General features: G+C 38.1%; 20 protein-coding genes. 9 read left to right on the top strand and 11 right to left on the bottom strand.

Translation table 11 applies throughout. The features are described from left to right. Positions 1-82: 82 nt before the first annotated feature. The 3 genes from C8C84_RS16205 to C8C84_RS16195 form a co-directional block, all read right to left on the bottom strand. Positions 83-838, bottom strand: coding sequence for an HNH endonuclease (locus tag C8C84_RS16205; RefSeq protein ID WP_121314708.1), 756 nt, complete (start codon positions 836-838; stop codon positions 83-85). Further along, the gene (locus C8C84_RS16200; RefSeq protein WP_121314707.1) at positions 819-2,072 is read right to left on the bottom strand and encodes an AAA family ATPase; all 1,254 of its coding nucleotides are present in this window, start codon (positions 2,070-2,072) and stop codon (positions 819-821) included. Before C8C84_RS16200 ends, C8C84_RS16205 begins: the two co-directional genes overlap by 20 nt. A 100-nt stretch (positions 2,073-2,172) precedes the next feature. Then, positions 2,173-2,556 carry a helix-turn-helix domain-containing protein gene (locus tag C8C84_RS16195; protein WP_121314705.1) on the bottom strand — a complete coding sequence of 128 codons (384 nt, stop codon included), beginning with the start codon at positions 2,554-2,556 and terminating at the stop codon, positions 2,173-2,175. 146 nt (positions 2,557-2,702) lie between these two features. On the opposite strand from C8C84_RS16195, the gene C8C84_RS16190 reads away from it, so the two are divergent. The 3 genes from C8C84_RS16190 to C8C84_RS16180 are packed head-to-tail and all read left to right on the top strand — an operon-like array spanning position 2,703 to position 4,300. Next, positions 2,703-3,521, top strand: a complete 819-nt coding sequence (locus C8C84_RS16190; protein ID WP_121314704.1) for a hypothetical protein — start codon at positions 2,703-2,705, stop codon at positions 3,519-3,521. Continuing rightward, positions 3,518-3,916 carry a hypothetical protein gene (locus C8C84_RS16185; RefSeq protein WP_121314702.1) on the top strand — a complete coding sequence of 133 codons (399 nt, stop codon included), beginning with the start codon at positions 3,518-3,520 and terminating at the stop codon, positions 3,914-3,916. The genes C8C84_RS16190 and C8C84_RS16185 overlap by 4 nt, the downstream gene beginning before the upstream one ends. Positions 3,917-3,919: 3 nt before the next feature. Then, complete coding sequence (locus C8C84_RS16180; protein WP_121314700.1) at positions 3,920-4,300, top strand: hypothetical protein; 381 nt, start codon at positions 3,920-3,922, stop codon at positions 4,298-4,300. A 242-nt stretch (positions 4,301-4,542) separates the two neighbouring features. Here C8C84_RS16180 and C8C84_RS16175 read toward each other — a convergent pair whose 3' ends face one another. Then, positions 4,543-4,854 (bottom strand): hypothetical protein, encoded by a 312-nt coding sequence (locus tag C8C84_RS16175; RefSeq protein WP_121314698.1) that lies wholly within the window; start codon positions 4,852-4,854, stop codon positions 4,543-4,545. A gap of 468 nt (positions 4,855-5,322) precedes the next feature. Here C8C84_RS16175 and C8C84_RS16170 point away from each other — a divergent pair, with 468 nt between their 5' ends. Continuing rightward, positions 5,323-5,964, top strand: a complete 642-nt coding sequence (locus C8C84_RS16170; protein WP_121314697.1) for a hypothetical protein — start codon at positions 5,323-5,325, stop codon at positions 5,962-5,964. A 12-nt stretch (positions 5,965-5,976) separates the two neighbouring features. Then, positions 5,977-6,504 (top strand): hypothetical protein, encoded by a 528-nt coding sequence (locus tag C8C84_RS16165; RefSeq protein ID WP_121314695.1) that lies wholly within the window; start codon positions 5,977-5,979, stop codon positions 6,502-6,504. A gap of 189 nt (positions 6,505-6,693) precedes the next feature. Here the strand turns inward: C8C84_RS16165 and C8C84_RS16160 are convergent, their stop codons facing one another. Continuing rightward, the gene (locus C8C84_RS16160) at positions 6,694-6,945 is read right to left on the bottom strand and encodes a hypothetical protein (RefSeq protein WP_121314693.1); all 252 of its coding nucleotides are present in this window, start codon (positions 6,943-6,945) and stop codon (positions 6,694-6,696) included. A gap of 436 nt (positions 6,946-7,381) precedes the next feature. On the opposite strand from C8C84_RS16160, the gene C8C84_RS17080 reads away from it, so the two are divergent. After that, positions 7,382-7,531, top strand: a complete 150-nt coding sequence (locus C8C84_RS17080; protein WP_158592589.1) for a hypothetical protein — start codon at positions 7,382-7,384, stop codon at positions 7,529-7,531. Further along, a complete protein-coding gene (locus C8C84_RS16155) occupies positions 7,515-8,009 on the top strand; it encodes a DUF6169 family protein (RefSeq protein WP_121314692.1) in 495 nt (164 codons plus the stop codon). Before C8C84_RS17080 ends, C8C84_RS16155 begins: the two co-directional genes overlap by 17 nt. A gap of 210 nt (positions 8,010-8,219) precedes the next feature. On the opposite strand, the gene C8C84_RS16150 is transcribed toward C8C84_RS16155, so the two are convergent. The 4 genes from C8C84_RS16150 to C8C84_RS16135 all read right to left on the bottom strand — a co-directional run bounded on the left by C8C84_RS16150 (position 8,220) and on the right by C8C84_RS16135 (position 12,889). Then, positions 8,220-8,516 (bottom strand): chaperone modulator CbpM, encoded by a 297-nt coding sequence (locus tag C8C84_RS16150; protein WP_121314690.1) that lies wholly within the window; start codon positions 8,514-8,516, stop codon positions 8,220-8,222. Beyond that, positions 8,509-9,402 (bottom strand): DnaJ C-terminal domain-containing protein, encoded by an 894-nt coding sequence (locus tag C8C84_RS16145; protein WP_121314688.1) that lies wholly within the window; start codon positions 9,400-9,402, stop codon positions 8,509-8,511. Before C8C84_RS16145 ends, C8C84_RS16150 begins: the two co-directional genes overlap by 8 nt. A 274-nt stretch (positions 9,403-9,676) precedes the next feature. Continuing rightward, positions 9,677-10,498 carry a DUF4249 family protein gene (locus C8C84_RS16140; protein ID WP_121314686.1) on the bottom strand — a complete coding sequence of 274 codons (822 nt, stop codon included), beginning with the start codon at positions 10,496-10,498 and terminating at the stop codon, positions 9,677-9,679. A gap of 12 nt (positions 10,499-10,510) precedes the next feature. Beyond that, positions 10,511-12,889: a TonB-dependent receptor gene (locus C8C84_RS16135; RefSeq protein ID WP_121314684.1), complete on the bottom strand. Its 2,379-nt coding sequence runs from the start codon at positions 12,887-12,889 to the stop codon at positions 10,511-10,513. Positions 12,890-13,110: 221 nt separating this feature from the next. On the opposite strand from C8C84_RS16135, the gene C8C84_RS16130 reads away from it, so the two are divergent. After that, entirely contained in the window at positions 13,111-14,160 is a 1,050-nt protein-coding gene (locus C8C84_RS16130; protein WP_121314682.1) for a sensor histidine kinase, read from the top strand. Beyond that, entirely contained in the window at positions 14,157-14,879 is a 723-nt protein-coding gene (locus tag C8C84_RS16125; RefSeq protein WP_121314680.1) for a LytTR family DNA-binding domain-containing protein, read from the top strand. The genes C8C84_RS16130 and C8C84_RS16125 overlap by 4 nt, the downstream gene beginning before the upstream one ends. Before the next feature lie 158 nt (positions 14,880-15,037). On the opposite strand, the gene C8C84_RS16120 is transcribed toward C8C84_RS16125, so the two are convergent. Next, on the bottom strand, positions 15,038-15,349 hold the full coding sequence (locus C8C84_RS16120; RefSeq protein WP_121314678.1) for a hypothetical protein: 312 nt from the start codon (positions 15,347-15,349) through the stop codon (positions 15,038-15,040). Between the two features lie 483 nt (positions 15,350-15,832). After that, a complete protein-coding gene (locus C8C84_RS16115; protein WP_121314676.1) occupies positions 15,833-18,238 on the bottom strand; it encodes a thiamine pyrophosphate-dependent enzyme in 2,406 nt (801 codons plus the stop codon). Between the last annotated feature and the right edge of the window lie 137 nt (positions 18,239-18,375).

Raw genomic sequence — 18,375 nt, 5'->3', positions numbered from 1 at the left:
GCATTTCTTCTATAGCTTTTAAAGTTGCCTGCCTAGTTCATCAATTAAATCTCTTAAAAAACAATGTTAGCGTTATCTGTTTTTAAAATGGATCGGCAACATTAATAGGGTTTCGATGCATTGGACGATAACCGTTAGCAGGGTCGAAACAAATTATGGCAGTGCCTGGTAACCCATTAATTAGTGCTTCCATTACTTCTGGCTCATTTTCAAATTTTTCAAACCATAAAGAAAAAAAGCCGCATGGTATAGCGAATTGCAATATGTTATGTGCACTTCTTGCTGCATCAAATGTTGGTACTAACTTTAGCAATTGATATACTTCAAAAGCAGCTTCTACAGTTATTATTGCATCCTTGCGTTTTTTCCAACGTATATCTACTATGTTACTTCTGTTATCTTTAACATCGAGTGCCGTTAAATTAATTGTGGCTGTTGATTTTGCCAATTGTATGGGATTTATGCCATTTGTTGGAACAACAAAAGCTGCATCATTGCTAATATTTAGACGGATACGAAATGGAAATAGGGTATTGTGCTCTTCAGGGAAATAATAAGTCACAAAATCTACAGGATCATCTGATTTTGCATTGTTGCAAGGACCACAAGCAAGTAGCATATTACTCCATGCAAGAGGATCACCTGGAGCTGGGCCAAGTGGATTTTTAGGAACTACATGTTCTACTTGTAGACTGTGGCTTAGAGGCATGTTGCAATAGGCACAATAATATCCAATACGGTCAATTAATTTATCTCTCCAGTAAGTATAATTTGTAACTATAATTGGGTTGCCTAAAGCATCGATAGGTATAGCTCCTTTATCTAACGGCCTCATCATTACTGTTTTTTAAGTCGCGATTGATTTCAATAAAGGCGCGTAATAGTGGATTTCCTATATTATCATCACTATCATTCTGAAGCAATTGTTTTGTTTTTTCATAGTTTTCCTGATTGTCAATCGAAAACTCACTATCTACTCCCATGATTTCAGTAGCTACTTCATCAATAGTAAGATCTTTTAATGAAACATCGGTAGGTTTATCTAGGTTTATTAGTTCATCAGATTCTAAACTCTGTACAATAAATGGCGAGTGGGTTGTGACTACAAATTGCAGTTTTGGAAAAGCAGCTTTTAAATCCTTTATAACATGTTTCTGCCAATTTGGATGTAAATGCATATCAAGTTCATCAATCATGACAATTCCGGGAGACTCCTTAACTGCCTCGGCACCTAGGAAACCGTTTAAAACCACACAACGAAATGCCAACTCTGCTACCAAATTAAGCATAGCTATTAACCCATCACTCATATTAGAATGAGTTTTTTTCCCTAAATCATTTTCATCAATAATTACAACAGCCTCTAATTCATGATATAAACTATTATAGCCAACATCTTTTAAATAAGGAATTGCAATTGTTATTGCTTCAAAAACAGCTTCTCTGGTTCCTTCAAACTCTCTTTCATATTTAAGTTCATTTTCGTAATTATGGAGCCATTCTACTACCCCATGAAAATCAACCTTATTTCCCAAAGCAGCGAGATATGCCTTCTCCATCCGGCTACGTCGCTTTTGGGCTTGCCTTACCTTTCTAAGTTGGCTTGCGGTTCTCTCAGTACCAAAACTAGCAACCACGGGGAAAATCTCTTTTTTTGTTCGATCTTTTTTAGTTAATAAACTCTCTACTGTATCCATTAACTCCCAACACAATGTTCTGTTATGACTTGTAGTGCCATTTGCTGCCATTAGTCTTGTCCATGAAATTTCTTTTCCTGGGTTAAATTCAGCAGTAACTGAAACCTTGGTTTCACTACGATTTGACATATATCCCTTTTCATCGGGATCCCATTTTATAAAACGTTCTGATTTTTTAAATTGTCGGCGATATACAGGAGAAGCAGGAATGGGGAGACATTGTAAATATGCTCCTAGTGCTACTTGGAGACCATATAAAATAGTCGACTTCCCTTTGCCATTATCTCCAATGGCAGCGGTAAATTGAGGATTGAGAGGTATAGTTTCTTCTTCAAACCCTCTAAAATTTTTGAGATAAATACTTTTTATATGCATTCTAAACCTTTGGTTAAAGATAATAAAAATTTAGTTTGGAATAGGGATTGAAAATTTACTTTTTATTACAAAATCAAAAGTTTAAATTTGAATAACAACTTTATTTATTAAGCAACTTTTCTAAGTAATCTATCTTTTCTTTCTCTGCTTTTAAAAGACGTTCATATAGTTCTAGAATTTTATCCAATGGATTAATTGAACACAAATAATTATTGTTGTTAGAGCTATTATCAGTGAAAGTATTATTGATAATATTAAATACAGTTTCTTCGCTAAATTGTTTTATTCCTTCTGGTGATACCTTCAAAGCTGATGAAAGTTTTTCCAACATACTATCTTCAATTTCCTCACTTCCTTCAATATTGGAAATCGTCTGCTGACTTACCCCAATGGCAATAGCCAATGCCTCTTGTTTCATACCACGGAGTTCACGAATGCGGCTAATGTTTCGCCCTATATGTTTAGGTTTTGTAGTTGTATCCATAGCCCAAATATATAAAATGTTTTGGGATACTCAATAGGCAAAAAAGGAAAAACAGTAGTAAAATACTATCATTTCTAGTAGAATACCAACAATTTTGGTTCATTACAGCTTGACGCGGGACTAAATTGCTTCAAAAATCACAAACAATGCGAGCTATAACCCTCTTAAAACCAGAAGCTGATGCTATATTGGAGCTACTTTTAAAAGCTGCTGCACCTTGTAGTATTTATGTTTTTGGTACTCGTAGCATGAGTACCGTACAGCCTGAAAACACGAATAATCATTTTGATATTCTTGTTTTGACGGACACACCCGTAACAGGTTCACACCTTATGAACGAAATAAGAATGCAAAACGATAAAAATGTTACTGCAACAGTAGTAGTGCATAACGTAAAACAGCTTGCCACGAAACAAAGAAGCCAGCAGTATTTTTTTGACCGGGTACTTCGACACGGTCAACGCCTTGCACTAGATAAAGCGAATGTGCCGTATATACTGAACCACAGCCCTGAACAAGATTTAGAAACCGATACCCGTTTTTGGCACAAATGCGTTGCGGTAGCACAATTCAATATACAAGCGGTAAAAGACAGCCCGCAGGTTGATGTTACCCTTTGCAAAATAGCGTTGCTCAACACGGCATGCGTTCAGATGGCCATTGGACTTATTAGGGTTTTCTTAGGGTATACGCCAAATGAATTTGGATTGAAGTACCTGTTGCAGTTGTGTGGGCATTTTACCGATTTGCCACAACAAGTGTTTGCCTGTAACACGGAGAATGACATACGGCTTAATAAAATGCTTTGTGCACCGGCCAGTATGCTGCTTCGCTGGACGAAGCTTGATGCTGAAGAAAGCGATTTTGAGGTTTTATTGCAAAACTGCGAGGTGTTTTTGGAGAAAGCCGGAGCACTGGCTACAACAGAACTGAACCGATTAGAAACTTTAAAACCAAAATTATGAAAAATGAAATCCTAAGTTTACCGCCGGAACTTCGTGAACTGGCTGAAATGTATTTTGTAATGCTTAAATCAGAAAATAAGACTAAAAAGCGTGATACGCTGCAACTGAATCTATCAGGCTATGCTGATGTGATGTACCTGATTGCGGACATTGTAAAAGTATCTATCCTTGCACTGGAAGGCGAAACTAGTTGTACTCGTATTCCTGAGCCAATGGTTAACATTAGTGGTGTGCTTGGGATTATCCTTGACCTGATACCGTATGAGGAGGCAGATTTGCTGGATAAGATTAGGGAAGCTGTGCTGTTGCAGGAAATATCATCGTCTATTGAGGAGGAGTTTATTATAGAAAACATTTTTCTGACTACCCCAACATCATTTCAAATAACAACATAACTTATGGAAACTAAAATTGAACAAATAAAGGCGAAAGCAGACTGGCTACTGGCAGGAATGAAAGCACACCCAAAAAAGGAAGGTGTATGGCAGGTGACTGTGAATTTTTCGGGGTATGCATCGCTGTACGGAACCGTGCAAGATTTGATGAAACTGTGCACCGTCGCGCTGCTGACAGAAGAGCCGTATGTATCATCAACAGTTGGGAACCCCAATATTGATTTGGCCAATATCATGGAACTGGCAATACAACTGATGCCGAGTAACGTACCCGAGTTTTTGGATAACGTAAATGAGATACTTGCTAACGAAGATACCCAATCCGAAGCACTGCCGGAGTATAATTTCAGCACGATACGAATCATAAGTACAGCGGTCTCGTAATTAGAATAAGTGAATCCCCATGGCGCATTCTATGATAAAAAACAACTTTAATTGAAAAATTAAGATGCAAATTTATAAGTATCAATAAATGGAGTCTGTCTGTTAACTACAGAGAAAACCCTGCTTATAATTTTGCATCTTACATTGTTTAGAACTAACATCCCCGCTCCCGCGCGAAATGCAATTCGACGAAGTCAATCCTTTCGCGTGGTTATGATACATTATAGTGCCTTCTTTATTATTTACCGCTCCTTCCAGACACGCCTTGTTTTACTCCCTTGCATCAGCGTAAATATCGGCTGTGTCTCGTCAACGGTAAACTTAAGGTTGGGTATGTAAGCAGCATGCTTATTGAGTTGTACTGCCATTTGTTTATCCGGCACGGTAACAAGTAGAAGTTCCCATCCCATTAGCTTTTCAAAGTCAACAGCAGTCAGGCTAATGTCTAGCGCTGTAAATAATAGCTTAATCTTCTCCGCATTCAGCGCCCGTATATCGGCATCCAATGCGGCCAATTGCTTTAAATACTCAGGGTCAATAATAACTGTAGACATGGTATATAAGTAAGTATCGTAAAAATACAGGAAAAATAAACTGCACGCAATACTTCGTAATTCGTAATTTCAAATTCGTAATTCAAACGCCCTGATAGTGCGGATTTATAACAGGATCTATCGGACTGCTAATATCACTCCGCATCAATAAATAGTTATTTATTTATTTATTTATTTATGTATGTTGTCAACTATTAAATCAAATTCAAAAGAGAATTTTTCAATTTTTTTGTCAAGTTTTGTGTCCAAGAAAATGTTTTTAAATGTTTTTTTAAATGTAAATTATTAGTTCTGAATATACTTTTTATATTTAATGTTATTAAAAATAATAAGATAAATTATATATATTAAATCAGAAAAATATAATTAGAAAAATAAAATTTGTAAATAAATAGTTATATATTTGAAATATAGATTTTGCAAAAACTATTTGTCAATTTGTTTTATTAATTTAATTTTTAATACTTTATGAGAAATATAATTTATAAATCAGGAATTTTGTTTGTAAGTTTATCTTTGCTAATTTTAAGTTGCAGTAAGGATAGTGAAAACTCTCAAACAACAAGTACAGAATATTTAAATAAAAACACTCAAAGTGAGCAAACAACGGCCAAGAATTTGTTCGTTGCTATGATTAATACATCTGACTATTCCAGTTACAAAAGTTCACTAGATGCTTTTGTTGACAAGATGAATGGCAATGCAGTTTATTTTACTACCAAAACTGCATACATGAGTTGGATAACTACTAATATATCTAATACGTCATTTACATCTACTCAAGAATTTAGCTCAATACTTGATGACATAATAGCAAAACATGCTAACTTGGTGAGTAACAACAGTCAACTTTTCGCTTTAATAGACAATGCGGATCCAGGACAGATAATAGAAATTATCCAACCTAGTTTAGCGACAATAGAAGTTTTATCAGGATCGAATTCATGTGAAAACCAGTGCATTAGTGATTACGAATTTGCAATGAATGGCAATGAATGGGCTTATGCACTAGATTATGGCACTAATAATCATGCCTTTGCTGCGCAATATTATTGGGTAAGAGTTAAAAGTATTACCGATAATTTAAGTAACTGTGTCTATTTCTGTTAATTTTTAGATATTATGAAAATCAGAATTTATATTTTTTATTTGTTTTTTTGCGTAATAGCAAATGGACAAACATCAATTTTAAAAGGAGAGGCCAATTCATCAAAAGTTGGTTTGTCAAGTGATGAATTAACTTATGCTTGCAATGAATATGAGAAACTTATAGAAACTGATGCATATCTTGAATATGAAAAAAAAGTAAGGTTTTTTGCTGATAAGATGGAAAATGCATTTAATGATAAAGACCTACCTATAGATAGCTTTAAGAATGATAGTCTCTATTTAGAATGGATCGGAAAAAACATTTCAAAAACAAAGTTTAAATCAATCGATGAAGCCAAAAACGCTCTTGAAAACCAACTAAAGAGCGAAGAAAAGATGAAAAAAGAAAATCCGAAACTCTTTGAATTAATAGACAAAGCTAACCTTGAACAACGCCATAAAATATTTCAACCTCTTTTTAATAGAGCAAGAAATGAAATCCAAGCTACTAAATTTATAAAATTAAGGTTATTTATCACTAACTGTGTAAATATAAAATAATGGAATTTAACAACCATTGTTTTTATACTTACACAGTTTTTAGGTTAGTGTCAATTCCTTTAATTAGTTTTTTCTTAAATAATACTGCCCTACAGCATATAACGATTTATATTTCCCGATGACGGATTTGTACACGAGCGTAGCGACTGCCGCAGGAATCCGTGCTTACCTAATAATTCAACGCTCCTTTCAGACCCGCTTTGCTGTACTGCCCTGCCTCAGCGTAAATATCGGCTGTGTCTCGTCAACGGTAAACTTAAGGTTTGGTATGTAAGCAGCATGCTTATTGAGTTGTACTGCCATTTGTTTATCCGGCACGGTAACAAGTAGAAGTTCCCATCCCATCAGCTTTTCAAAGTCAACAGCAGTCAGGCTAATGTCTAGCGCTTTAAATAGTAGTTTAATCTTCTCCACATTCAGCGCCCGTATTTCAGCATCCAATGCGGCGAATTGATTTAAATACTCAGAATCAATGATAACTGTAGATATGGGATATAAGTAAGTGTCTTAAAAATACAGGAAAAATAAACTGCACGCAATACTTCGTAATTTGTAATTTCAAATTCGTAATTCAAACGCCCCTCGATGACGCGGATTTATTATCCATATTTCATAAACATATAAAACTAATCAATAAATCGTAAACCATTACATAGTGTTTATGGGGCTATACTGATATTGGAATGCTTTTTGTTGGTGTAATTAGGTGAAATTTTAGCAAAATTTTACAATTTATGTAGGTAAAATATTTCTAACTTTGCTTTATATTTTAATTATTTAGTAGTTAAAAGGTGTTTTTAATCGATGTTTTGTGTATTTTAATCGATAAATAAGATATTTTTATTACATTTACATATACTTTTGTCACAGCCTAGACATGAAAAAAATTAAAGTAAATAGAGAAGCCGTTAAATCCGCCGTTGCTAAAATGGTATCGGATAAAGCTACAGTACGTGCTTTCTTGAAGGGCAAAACCTCTAAAGAGACCTTGTCTAAAAACGGTATTACTCTTGCCAAACCCCTATAACTATCATTTTGATGATGAAACTCAGAGTTATCATTTTATTACAAAAAATGGTATAGAGTATAAAGTTGCTTTTATAGTAGACCATACTTTTAGTGCTGTATCTAATATTAAAATAGACAATGTTTTTCAATTGATTATTGAAAAGAAAGACGGCGCTATTGAAAGATATGATTCTCAAGTGTCTGAGACAGTCAAAGATATAGTGGCATCATTCTTTTTAAACTCGCAAAATTCAATGATTTATATTTGCGATGATGAAGATTCAAAGGCGGAAACACGATTTAAAGTTTTTGATAGATGGTACCAAAGCAGTACGCTCTTCGACTACGTTTTTAAGGTCGATAATGTAATAGAATGTGATTCACCTGCAGGAATAACAACTATATATTCATCTCTTTTATATCATAATGAGAATATCAATAAAGAAGAAATTATTGATATTTACAATAACATTCAAGAAATACTAAATGATAAATAAAGCTTCTTAATAGGAGCTTTAATTATTATGTATCCTTAGTAGTTACTGCAAACCCCGATGGCGCTATTTGCGCCCGAGGTTGCAAGCCGAACGGAGCTTGGCTACATGAGCGAAGCGACTGCCAAAGGAATCCGTGCCTCTCTAAATCCTTTCGCGTGCTATTAAAACAGTATCCGTCAGGAAACATGCAGCCATCTGGATAAGTAAAGCCTATTGCTTCTCAAAAAAATCCAGTTTATTCCTGGCGCTGGTCAGTTGGCTTTTATAGTGGTCAAGCTGTTCAAGTAAATTCATGATGATGTCAATGCCTTCCAGGTTAATTTCCAGCTCATGGTGCAGCCTGATTATTTTTTCAATTTTGGCAAGCTGTGCTGCCTCAATATATTGCTTTTCCTCCAGTACCAAAATTTCAATCAGGTCAAACTCCTTCAATGCCACTATAAAGGCCGGTTCAATACCATGGTGCTGGCAAAAGTGGTCAATTAATATTAGGTCTTCCTTAGTCATGGCTTCTCAATTTTGAAAGTTCGGTAAATAGTTCCTTTTCCTTTTCGGTCAGGTGCACTGGGGTTTTAACAGTATACGTAACGTATAGGTCGCCAAACTGGTCTTCTGACTTGTATACCGGAAATCCCTTGCTTTTTAATTTTACTTTGGTTCCGGTCTGGGTTTCAGGCGGCACTTTCAGCTTTACCTTGCCGTCAAAAGTAGGAACAACAATTTCTCCTCCCAAAACCGCGGTATACAAATCTAAATCAAAAGTAGTATACAGATTGTTTCCGTCCCGTTTAAAATTAGGGTCATCCGCTATCGAAAAGGTAATATATAAATCTCCATTGGGCCCCCAATTGGCTCCCGGGCTGCCGTGACCCGCAATCTTGATGACCTGTCCGTTTTCTACGCCGGCAGGTATCGTGATCCTGATGTTTTTATGGTTTACGGTCAGGGTATGTTTTTGGGTTTGGTATACGTCTTTTAAGCTAAGCCGTAAACTGGCATTAAGGTCCTGTCCCCGGTATTTCGTTTCCCTTCTTGCGCCGCCACCGGCATTGCCAAACATGCTTTCAAAGAAATCAGAAAAATCGCCGCCGTAATCAGACGATTGCGCACGCCTTCCCGCACTTTGCTGTTGATTAGGGTCATACCCCGATTTTTCAAACTCATCCGCATGTTTCCAGTCTTTGCCATACTTGTCGTATTTCTTCCTGTTTTCGGCATTACTCAAGACTTCGTTGGCTTCGTTGATTTCCTTAAATTTTTTTTCGGCATTTTGGTCATTTGGGTTTACATCAGGATGGTATTTCCTTGCCAGCTTTCGATACGCTTTTTTGATTTCGGCTTCAGTGGCAGTTTTGGGTACTTCAAGAATTTTATAGTAATCTATGAACTCCATTGTAAAACAAATTTTTAGGTTTAAAATAGGAGTAGTCGCTCCCGAGAAAATAGGCTTTTAATATAAAACCAATCACTATAAAAGTACAAAATTTAAATGGTTCAGCAGGCAGGGATAATAGTTTATTACGCCTAAAAAACTCAGATAGGCGGATTAGCACACGAGCGAAGCGACTGCCGAAGGAATCCGTATTTTTCAATCCGCTCAATAAAAATGCCGGTCTGTTCACAAAACATCCGGCATTCCTAATTATAAACAAAGCATGAAATCCATTTTATTGAACAGTGTAACTTGTAGTGGCTACGGTTGCTAATCTGAAATAACCAAAAGCAAAATTTTTAGGATTAGTTTGGTTGGCAATATTGCCGCGCACAGCTGTCGGCGTAGTTGGAAACGGACTGCCATCATTACCCGAGGCCAACAGTAACTTATTGAAATAATCATAATACCTTCTCGAGATACCATAGAGTCTGATAGCAACAATATCACCGGGTTCTAAATCTTCATGCGAATACGATTCGCTCATCAAACTGCCTTGGCTGTAGCGGTCGTCTTCCAGTTCAAATATCGGAAAAGCAACCCGTGGGTTAATTATCCGGTTGAGGTAATAATTTACGGCAGTACCATCATCTTGATAATGATAGGTAATTTCAACTTCATCACCCGAAAAACCGCCATCATTGGTTTGTTCGATATTGTCTTCTATAGTAGGCACATCCATTAACGTTTCGATAGCGGTATAGGTTTCGCCATTTAAAATAACCGTCAGGGTATAGGTTTCGCCAAGGACAGGCTCAAAATTACTACAGAGGTATTCTCCTGTATTTGGAATTTCGGTAAAGGTAAATACTGTATTGGTTGTGTTGGTCACCATTACGGTAGCTCCCGATACAGTCGGAAACGTTGCGTTATAGTATCCTGTGGTAGAGGACAATACTATCTTTTGTTCGTTCCCCGGCGTGTTTTTAACCCAGTCTATCGAAGCGTCAATCACCAGTTTTGGAGCAGCGGTATCCAAATCAACGTGGATTACGTCTTCACATCCGGTTACAAATAGGACTAAGGTGGCTATTATGATTTTTACGGTGGTTTTCATAGTTGTTTTTTTTTAGAATTTGAAATTGTAAGTAACACTCGGAATCACCCCAAATATCGAAATCCGCTTGGCTTCGCTTAAACCGGTGGTTTCATTTTGGCTAAAAGTGTAGGAAGCGGCATTGCTTCGGTTGTACACATTGTAGAGACTGAAATTCCATTCACTTTGCCAGCCTTTTTTCTTATCGGGTTTTGGGGTGTAGGTGGCCGATAAATCCAAATGATGATACGACGCCAGCGAGTTTTCATTTCGCAGCCCATAACTGGCAACCGTTATCCCTTGGTATTGGTATTTCCCGTTGGGAAACGTCGCGGATTTGCCCGACTGAAAGGTGAAAATAGCACCGAGATTCCATTTTTTAGTCCATTGATAAGCTGCCGTAACCGACAAATTATGCAGCTTGTCATAGTTAGCGCGATACCATTCGCCATAGTTAATTCCGGGTTCGTCAGCAGCTCGGCCGGGTGTTTTCTGTTCGGCTTTGGATAGGGTATAAGACAGCCAACCCGTCAATTTTCCGGTATTCTTTTTAACCATGATTTCCAAACCATAGGAACGTGCTTCACCATTCAACAATACTTGCTCAATGGCATCATTGGCAATGAGTTCCGCGCCATCAATATAATCGGTTTTGTTCTTTATTTTCTTATAAAACGCTTCCACTTCCAAGGAATACTTATCATCGTTGAAATTTCGGAAATAGCCCAAAGCGACTTGGTCTAAAATTTCCGGTTTCAAGTATTGGTCACTCGGCGACCAAATATCCAAAGGGGAGGCCGAAGCGGTATTGGAAATCAAATGAATGTATTGACTCATACGGTTGTAACTGGCTTTTACCGATTGATTTTCAGTAAAGGAATAGGCAACAGCAAATCGGGGTTCGAGATTCCCAAAACGGGCAATGGTTTTGTTTTTGTCATAATGAATCGTTCCCGTTGGGGTGGCTTCTTCATAAATCTCGAATTCGGGATTAAAAATGACCGCCCGATTGTTGGCATACGTATTCACATCTTCTTGGCCTAGTCTGTGGAAATTGCTGTAACGAAGGCCATAAGTAAGCGATAATTTATCCGATAATTTTTGTTCGGCACTAAGATAAAGCGCATTTTCAAAAGCATATTTTCGGGCCAACTGGTCGCGATTGATACTCGAAGCAGGGGTCAACGGATTAATCGTTCCCGGATTGAATTGATAATACACCGAATTCAAGCCATAATTTAAACTCAGTGTGTTGGAGACATAATGTTTAAAATCGTATTTGAAATTATAATTCTTTACATCCGAATCCCAGTCAATGCCCACCGATCTAATTTGCAGACCATAATTGTAATCACTGTAAATGGCGGAGGCATTCGAGAATATCTTATCAGAAAAGATATGGTTCCACCTTACATTCAGTAACGTATTGCCATAAACATTCACAAAACTGTTGTTGAAATTCAGCTTATCGTTGCCCAGATAGCCCGACAGGAAAAGATTGTTCTGGTCATTAATCCTGTAATTCAATTTGGCGTTCAAATCATAAAAATAAGCCGAATTGGGTTCGTCAGCCAGCTTCAGAAAAAGATGACCATACGTGCCCCGACCGGCAATCACAAACGAACTTTTCTCCTTTACTATCGGTCCTTCCACTAACAGCCGGCTCGAAATCAAACCAATACCGCCATTCACATGGTATTCCTTATTGTTGCCTTCTTTTTGATAAATATCCAACACTGAAGAAATCCTACCACCAAAATTAGCAGGAATACCGCCTTTATAAAGTTTCAAATCTTTGATCACATCAGAATTAAACACAGAGAAAAAGCCAAACAAGTGCGAAGTGTTATAAATCACCGCCTCGTCCAGCATTACCAGGTTGCCGTCAACAGAACCGCCACGAACATTAAAGCCCGACGCACCTTCTTGAGCATTGGTAACACCCGGCAGTTGTAAAATCGATTTGAGAACATCCACTTCACCCATAACGGCAGGCATTTTTTTAATGGTGCTTATCGACAGTTTGTTGACACTCATTTCCGGCTTGCGGATGTTAGTTTTGGTTTTGTTGGTTTGAATCACAACTTCATCTAAGGCTTTACCGCTTTCAGGCATTGTAAAATTCATTTTGGTGTTTTCCGTCAGAGTAATGCTTTCTTCCACATTGTCAAAACCCATATAGCTAAGGATAATGGTATAATTTCCTTTGGGTAAGGTAATCGAATAAAAACCATAGGAGTTGGTCGTGATAGAAGCTTTGGCTTCCGGAATGATGATGTTAACACCAATGAGTGTTTCATTATTCGTTTTGTTGGCAATCGTTCCGCTCAGGGTAACTTTTGCCTCCTGTGCATACGCTGAGACCATACAGAGGAAGGCGGTCAGGATAAAATACTGGAGTTGCTTTTTCATGCATCAAATAATTTAGATTAGATTTTTGGGCTAAACTATAGGATTGCTGAAAGGGCTTTCTCGGTTTTATACCAAACCAATTATTTTTTATAGCAAAAGGCATTTTAGACCCATAAAAAAAGGAACCGTGATTTTCGTATAAAAAGGGGACAGTTTGGTATAAAAGGCAGTGACTTCCTTTTTTAGGTTTTTACATTTGCTTTGCCTAAATTTATAAGCTTATGCGCAAAATAGTACACAGTAAGATGAACGATAAAAATTTGATGCTCCGGTTCTTTGTTTCCAAAAAACACCGATGGTTCCGCCATTCAATTCTGATTGTTTTTAGCATATTGGCATTGTATTACACAGAAGCGGAATACACCCAGCCGGCTGAAATGTATAGCCGTATCCTGCTTTTTATGCAGGTGATGGTGATGTCTTATGTCAATATGTATTATCTGGTACCCAAATTTTTGTTTAAAAACAATTATTTAGCCTACAGTGTCTCAGCCATAGCCGTGATAGCTTTAGTAGCACTCACACATGATATATTTGCCGCCGTTTATGAACCTGATTTATTGCCGCATCAAAACGATAATATCAACTTTATTTCTTTTTCTTTTGTTACCCTCGTACTCATTATTGCCTCGGCAGCGGTCAAATTATTCCAGCAATGGGTATTAGATGCTCAGTTAATCTATGAATTAAAACAGGCCAAAACCAGTGCCGAATTGGAACAGTTGAAAAACCAGATCAATCCGCATTTCCTTTTCAATATGCTCAACAATGCCAACGTACTAACCAAAAAGGATCCTGATAAAGCATCGCAGGTATTGATAAAACTGAGTGATTTGTTGCGTTACCAATTATATGACAGCAGCAGGGAAAAGGTATTCCTCACTTCTGATATTCATTTTTTGGAAGATTTCCTCAACCTAGAGAAAATTCGGAGAGATAGTTTTGACTTTATCATTTCCAAGGAAGGCGACCTCAATGGCGTTCAAATTCCGCCATTGCTGTTTATTTCGTTTGTTGAAAATGCGGTGAAACACAATAACGATTCAGAAAAAGCTTCCTATGTCAACCTCGAATTCAAAAGCCATAATGGCGAATTGGTGTTCAAATGCACCAACTCAAAACCAGTTGTAAAAGCAGTAAAAAACAATTCCGGAGGTTTGGGACTCAACAATATTAAGCGTAGATTGCAGTTGTTATTCCCGGAGGCGCACGAGCTGAAAATCGAAAACAGCAAAGACACGTTCCGTGTAACCTTAACCATAAGATTATGAAGTGTATTATTGTAGATGACGAACCGTTGGCAAGGGAAGCCATTGAAATGCTGGTCGAAAAAACACCGGCATTAACATTGCTGGGTTCGTTCAACAATCCGGCAACGGCTTCTAAATTTATGCATGATAATACTGTTGATTTGATTTTTCTCGATATTCAGATGCCCGGAATCAATGGGATAGAGTTTGCCAAAACCATACCCCAAAAGACCTTTGTAATCTTTACGACCGCTTTTTCAGAATTTGCAACCGACAGCTATGAAGTTGATGCCATTGATTATCTTATAAAACCCGTAAAACTGGAACGTTTCCAAAAAGGAGTCGAAAAAGCCCAAGCCTATTCCAAACTGCTCAAAAAGGGAAACTCCGGGAATAATATCGAACAGGTAACCGATGATTATTTCTTTATCAAAGCCGACCGGAAAATCATCAAAGTATACTTTAATGACATACTGTTTATCGAAGGGTTAAAGGATTATGTGGTGATGCATACCGAAAGTCAAAAAGTGATTACAGCCATGAATATCAAAACCATTCACGACCAGTTGCCCAAAGCCATGTTTGTAAGGGTAAGTAAATCGTACATCATCAATGCCAAAAAAATAGAGTCCGTAGACAACAATACAGTTTACATAGGTAAAAACGAAATCCCCATCGGGAATATTTACAGGGATTATTTCTTTAATGAATTTGTGACCAAAAAAATTCTGAGCAGGTAAAATTAAAGCAATATCTAAATTAACAAACGTTCGTGTTTTGTCAATGGTTTTAACTTTAATAATACAAAAAAATGCCCTCTTCAATTCAAGAATTATACCCCCCGCTACCGCGCGAAATTCCCGATGGCGCGGATTTGTAATCCGTGCTTACCTAATGTTCAACGCTCCTTCCAGACACGCCTTGTTTTACTCCCTTGCATCAACGTAAATATCGGCTGTGTCTCGTCAACAGTAAACTTAAGGTTGGGTATATAAGCAGCATGCTTATTGAGTTGCACCGCCATTTGTTTATCCGGTACGGTAACAAGCACAAGTTCCCACTCCATTAGCCGTTCAAAATCAGCATCAGTCAGGCTAATGTCTAGCGCTGTAAATAATAACTTTATCTTCTCCGCATTCAGTGCCCGTATATCGGCATCCAATGCGGCTAATTGCTTTAAATACTCAGGGTCAATAATAACTTTAGACATGGCATGTAAGTAAGTATCGTAAAAATAAAGGTAAAACAAAAATAAAACAAGTAAGAGTTAATCTATGTCTCTTGTTTCTAATTAACCCCTGCTATATAGCTCCTATATAGGAAAGCCATAGGAAAGCCATAGGAAAGCCATAGGAAAGCCCACCCTAAAGCATCAATGGTGACAGTTATGCGTTAGTAGAACTTACTTGGTCTTTAAGCAGAGGTTTAACTCGCCCTCATAGAATTTGTGTAGCAAAACAACGAAGACACGACAGTGAGCAACCCAAAAAGACGAGGAGGTACGACGAGCGGCTCGGGTTGCGGAACCAGTGTCAAGGTAGTTTTGAAACAAAGACTATGGAGGCTTGATCTTTTTGTTTCTTTTTCTATCAAGAGAAAAAGAAAGGAAGCAAAATTAAAGAAATGAGATTCCTTCTTTGTCGGAATGACAAAAAGAAGCAAACAAAAAAGGAACCAACTGGTTCCTTTCATATTAATACAAACTCGGGTATAACTCCGGTTTCGCTTCGTGCATAATCGCATAAACCTTCTCAAAAACATCTTCTGCCGAGGGTTTAGAGAAGTAATCTCCATCGGTGCCATAAGAGGGTCTGTGGGCTTTAGCGGCTAACGTTTGCGGTTGGCTGTCTAAATATTGGTAACCGTTTTGCTCGTCTATAATTTGTTGGAGTAGGTAAGCAGAGGCGCCACCCGGAACGTCTTCGTCTACGACTAATAAACGGTTGGTTTTGGCGATGCTCTTCACACAGTCATGGTTCACATCAAACGGTAACAACGATTGCGCATCAATAATTTCCACATTAATCCCAACTTCCAATAATTCTTTTGCGGCTTGTTCTATGATTCTTAAAGTAGAACCATAAGAAACCACCGTGATATCGCTTCCTTCTTTGATAGTTTCCACCACGCCAATAGGGGTTTTGAATTCGCCCAAGTTGGTTGGCATTTTTTCTTTCAAACGGTAACCGTTCAAACATTCAACCACCAATGCCGGTTCGTCTGTTTCCAACAAAGTGTTGTAGAAACCTGCCGCTTTGGTCATGTTTCTTGGGACCAAAACGTGAATCCCACGAATCGCATTGATAATCATCCCCATTGGTGAACCGGAATGCCAGATGCCTTCCAATCGGTGACCACGCGTTCTGATAATCAACGGCGCTTTTTGACGACCTTGGGTTCTGTATTGTAAAGTCGCTAAGTCATCACTCATGATTTGGATGGCATACAACAAATAATCTAAATATTGGATTTCGGCAATCGGTCTCAAACCACGCATCGCCATGCCTATTCCTTGTCCGAGTATAGTCGCTTCACGGATTCCGGCATCTGCCACACGAAGCTCTCCGTATTTTTCCTGCATGCCTTCTAAACCTTGGTTGACGTCGCCAATGTTTCCGGCATCTTCTCCAAAAATTAAAGACTCAGGGTATTTATTAAAAATCGCATCAAAATTGTCACGCAATACCAATCGGGCATCTACCTCTTCAGCTGATTCGTCGTAAGTTGGGGCAACAGTAGTCGCGCCCAAAACCGTTTTGTCTGATTGCGAGAATAGGTGCGAACTAAATTTCGGTTGTATTTTATTGGTGTAATTCGTAATCCAAGTCGCTAATTGTGATTGACCACTTTCTTTCACTACCAAACGCAATACTTTACGCGCCGTAGTGATAATGTCTTTGCGAATAGGTTCTTTAATCGAAGCCAATTCAGCCGTATATTTTTCAATAAAAACTTTATTCGAACTCGTCTCCGCAATGGAATTTAGTAACGAAACCAATTCTTGTTGCTCTTCTTTCATAGGCGAAACAAAAGCGGTCCAAGCGGCTTTTTTGCCTTCTAACACTTCTTTTTTAGCTTGTTCGTCTATGGCTTCTAATTCCTCGGCGGTGGCCAAATTGTTATCGACCAACCAAATTCTCATTTGCGCCAAGCAATCAAATTGCGCTTCCCAAGCCAAACGCTCGGCATTTTTGTAGCGTTCATGCGAACCCGAAGTCGAGTGACCTTGCGGCTGCGTCAATTCGTTTACGTGAATTAAAACCGGAACGTGTTGCTCACGAGCAATAGCACCTGCTTTTTGATAAGCTTCCACTAAAGCCGGATAATCCCAACCTTTAACCGTCATGATTTCGTAACCGTTATTCTCTTCATCGCGTTGGAAACCTTTTAAGATTTCAGAGATGTTTTCTTTGGTCGTTTGGTGACGCGCATGGACTGAAATTCCGTATTCGTCATCCCAAACACTCATGACCATCGGTACTTGTAAAACTCCCGCGGCGTTGATGGTTTCAAAAAACAAACCTTCCGAAGTGGAAGCGTTGCCAATCGTTCCCCAAGCGACTTCATTTCCGGCGTTAGAGAACTTTGTTAAATCCTCTAATCCGCGAACGTTTCGGTATATTTTTGAGGCTTGCGCCAATCCTAACAAACGCGGCATTTGCCCGGCAGTAGGAGAGATATCAGCACTCGAATTTTTTTGTTGTGTTAAGTTGTTCCAATTTCCGTTTTCGTCTAAGGAATGCGTTGCAAAGTGTCCGCCCATTTGACGTCCGGCACTCATTGGATCATGTACTAAATCGGTATGACCATACAAACCGGCAAAGAACTGTTGGATACTCAATTGCCCAATCGCCATCATAAAAGTCTGGTCGCGATAATAACCAGAACGGAAATCACCATTTTGGAAAGCTTTCGCCAAAGCCAATTGTGGTACTTCTTTACCATCGCCAAATATTCCGAACTTGGCTTTTCCTGTTAACACTTCTCTTCGCCCTAACAAACTACATTCTCTACTGATGGTAGCAATCTTGTAATCGTTTAGAACTTCTGTTTTGAAATCTTCAAAGGTAATTTCGGTCTTAGTTTGTGCTTCAGTCATAATGGAAAAGTTTCTTGAAGTAACAAATTTAAATAAAAAGAAGTAACTTTTACCATACTGTTGAAAAAAACTAATTTCAGTATCAATAATTTTAAACCTAAAAAAAGAGGGTTGACTGAGAAATTTTCAACGATATT

The organism is Flavobacterium sp. 102 (assembly GCF_003634615.1).
GTDB lineage: Bacteria > Bacteroidota > Bacteroidia > Flavobacteriales > Flavobacteriaceae > Flavobacterium.
The sequence above is the reverse complement of the archived record's forward strand: the minus strand, read 5'-3'. Positions and strand labels throughout refer to the sequence as shown.